The organism is Caballeronia sp. (assembly GCF_049581465.1).
Taxonomy (GTDB): Bacteria; Pseudomonadota; Gammaproteobacteria; order Burkholderiales; family Burkholderiaceae; genus Caballeronia.
The window spans coordinates 1-2,322 of sequence record NZ_JBAUSA010000107.1 but is presented as its reverse complement, the minus strand read 5'-3'; the positions used below and the strand labels follow the sequence as shown (position 1 = coordinate 2,322).

Sequence of the window (2,322 nt, the reverse complement as noted above, 5' to 3'; positions counted from 1 at the left end):
TTGCTTGGACGGCTGACCCGCTTTATCGACGAGATCGACGCATTTGGCGAGCGGATTGCCACGGCGCGCACGCCGCAGGTTTGGACGCGCATTCTTCTCGACGCGCTGACGCAGTTTTTCGACGCCGGCGTGCCCTTCGCCGATGCAGTTGCCGAGGTTCGCGCCACCGTCGACCGCCTGATGCTCGCGATGAGCGAAGGCGCGGGCGAAACGGAAATCGCGGCCGACGTGTTGCGCACGGCACTGACCGACGCCCTGGACGACCCGGCGCGCGGCGGCGTGCCATGGGGCGGCGTAACGTTTTCGTCGTTGACGAGCTTGCGCGGATTGCCGTATCGCGTGATTTGCCTGCTTGGCATGGACGACGGCATGTTGCCGAGCCTCGCGCGCGCCGACGAGTTCGACCTTATGGCGAGCTTCGGCAAACTGGGTGACCGTCAACGTCGGGACGACGAGCGCAATTTATTCCTCGATTTGTTGTTGGCGGCGCGCGACCGATTACTGATCGCATACACGGGCCGCAGCATCCGCGACAACGCCGCGTTGCCGCCTGCCGCCTTGATCGATGAATTGCTGGACTATCTGGAGGAGGCGGTGGCGGGGCCGGGTGCCACACCGGGGCAACTCAAGGCTGCACGCCGCCGGTTTGTCTTCGAGCATCCGTTGCAGCCGTTCGCGCCTGAGTACTTCAGCGGGCCGTTGTTCACCTACGAGCCGGAACGCGCGGAACTGGCACGGACGCTGGCGCTTGGCCGAATCGAGGCAACGCCCAGATTCTTCAATACGCCGTTGCCAGCCGAGGACGCGCATGCCGTCCCTTTCGACGATTTCGAGCGCTTCTGGCGTCATCCGGCACGCGCGCTGTTGCGCGATCGACTCGGGATCATGTTGTTCGACGCTGAAACCGAACTCGGCGACACGGAACCGTTCGGGCTCGAATACCCGGGGCGCATGGCGTTGTCCGATCGAGTGCTGCCCGCGCTACTCGCGCTTGACGATGAAAACCAGACTCGTGGGCTGGATCGTGCGCGCCGGGTAGCGCGCGCAAGTCCCGAGATGCCGGGTGGGGCGACCGGCAATGTCTGGCAAGCGAGGGAGATCGCGGCTTTGCATTCGCTGGCTGACCGCGTGCGTCTTGCGACGCAGGAGGGCACGACCCGCTTGCCGTTCACGCTAGACATCGCGCCGCAATGGCCAGACGCCGAGTTGTTCGGCCGCCACGACGCCACGTTGCAAATGAACGCCGCGCAACCCCTGCAATTGCACGGAACACTGAACCTGCTCACCGACGAAGGCCAGATCATCTATCGATACGACGTACCGCGCGCCCGCGACTATCTGTCGGCCTGGTTGCTCCATCTCGCGTATTGCGCGGCGTTGCCCGATGGGCCTCGGCGAACGCTCTGGCACGGGCGCGGCGCGCAATCGAGCGGTTTCGAACTCACGCCGGTAGAGAATCCGCGCACTCATCTCGCGACGCTGGCCGCGCTTTATCGCGCGGGGCAGCGACTGCCCTTGCGGTTTTTTCCGAAGAGCGCGTGGGCTTTGGTGCGGGAAAGCGAGTCGAAGGCGCTAGGCGTGTGGGTGTCAGAGAGAACGCGTGGCGAGTCCGATGACCCCGCCTTGCGCATGGCGTTTCGCGGCACGGAACTGAAGCTCGATGACGCGTTTTCAGCGCTCGCGAAGATCGTCTTCAACCCGCTGCTTCAGCATCTGCGGAGCGACGCATGATGCATCTGCACGCCAGCACGGCAATGTTGAACCCCGATGAACTCGATGTTTTCGAGTGCCCGCTAGACGGCGTGAACCAGATCGAGGCATCGGCGGGAACGGGAAAGACATGGAACATCTGCGCGCTTTACGTGCGCCTTCTGCTTGAAAAGAAGCTCGCCGCCGACGCGATCCTGGTCGTCACGTTCACCAAAGCGGCCACGGCCGAGTTGCACGAGCGTATTCGCTCGCGTCTCGTCGAGATCGCCCACGCCATGGAGACAGGTGACACTGGCGGCGACGCCTTCCTGGAGCGCCTGTTCGATACAACGCTCGCGCACATCGATCACGACGAGGCGCTCAAACGCATTCACATCGCACTCCATACGTTCGACCAGGCCGCCATCCACACGATTCACGCATTTTGCCAGCGTGCCTTGCAGGAAGCGCCGTTCGCGGCCGCCATGCCGTTCGCATTCGATCTCGAAGCTGACGACAGTGCGCTGCGCTTCGAGATGGCGGCGGACTTCTGGCGCGAACGCGTGGAACCGGCGGCGGCGCGCGATGCATCGTTTGCCGCCTGGCTTGTCAGCAAGGGCGCAAGTCCAGCCT

At 64.0% G+C, this 2,322-nt stretch carries 1 protein-coding gene and 1 pseudogene; both read left to right on the top strand.

Annotated elements, in window-relative coordinates; all coding sequences use genetic code 11:
- Positions 1-1,731 (top strand): annotated as a pseudogene (locus WCA53_RS02610) (exodeoxyribonuclease V subunit gamma); the annotation flags it as partial.
- On the top strand, positions 1,728-2,322 hold a 595-nt coding region (locus tag WCA53_RS02605; protein WP_423905162.1), incomplete at its 3' end, for a UvrD-helicase domain-containing protein. The pseudogene WCA53_RS02610 and the gene WCA53_RS02605, both read left to right, overlap by 4 nt.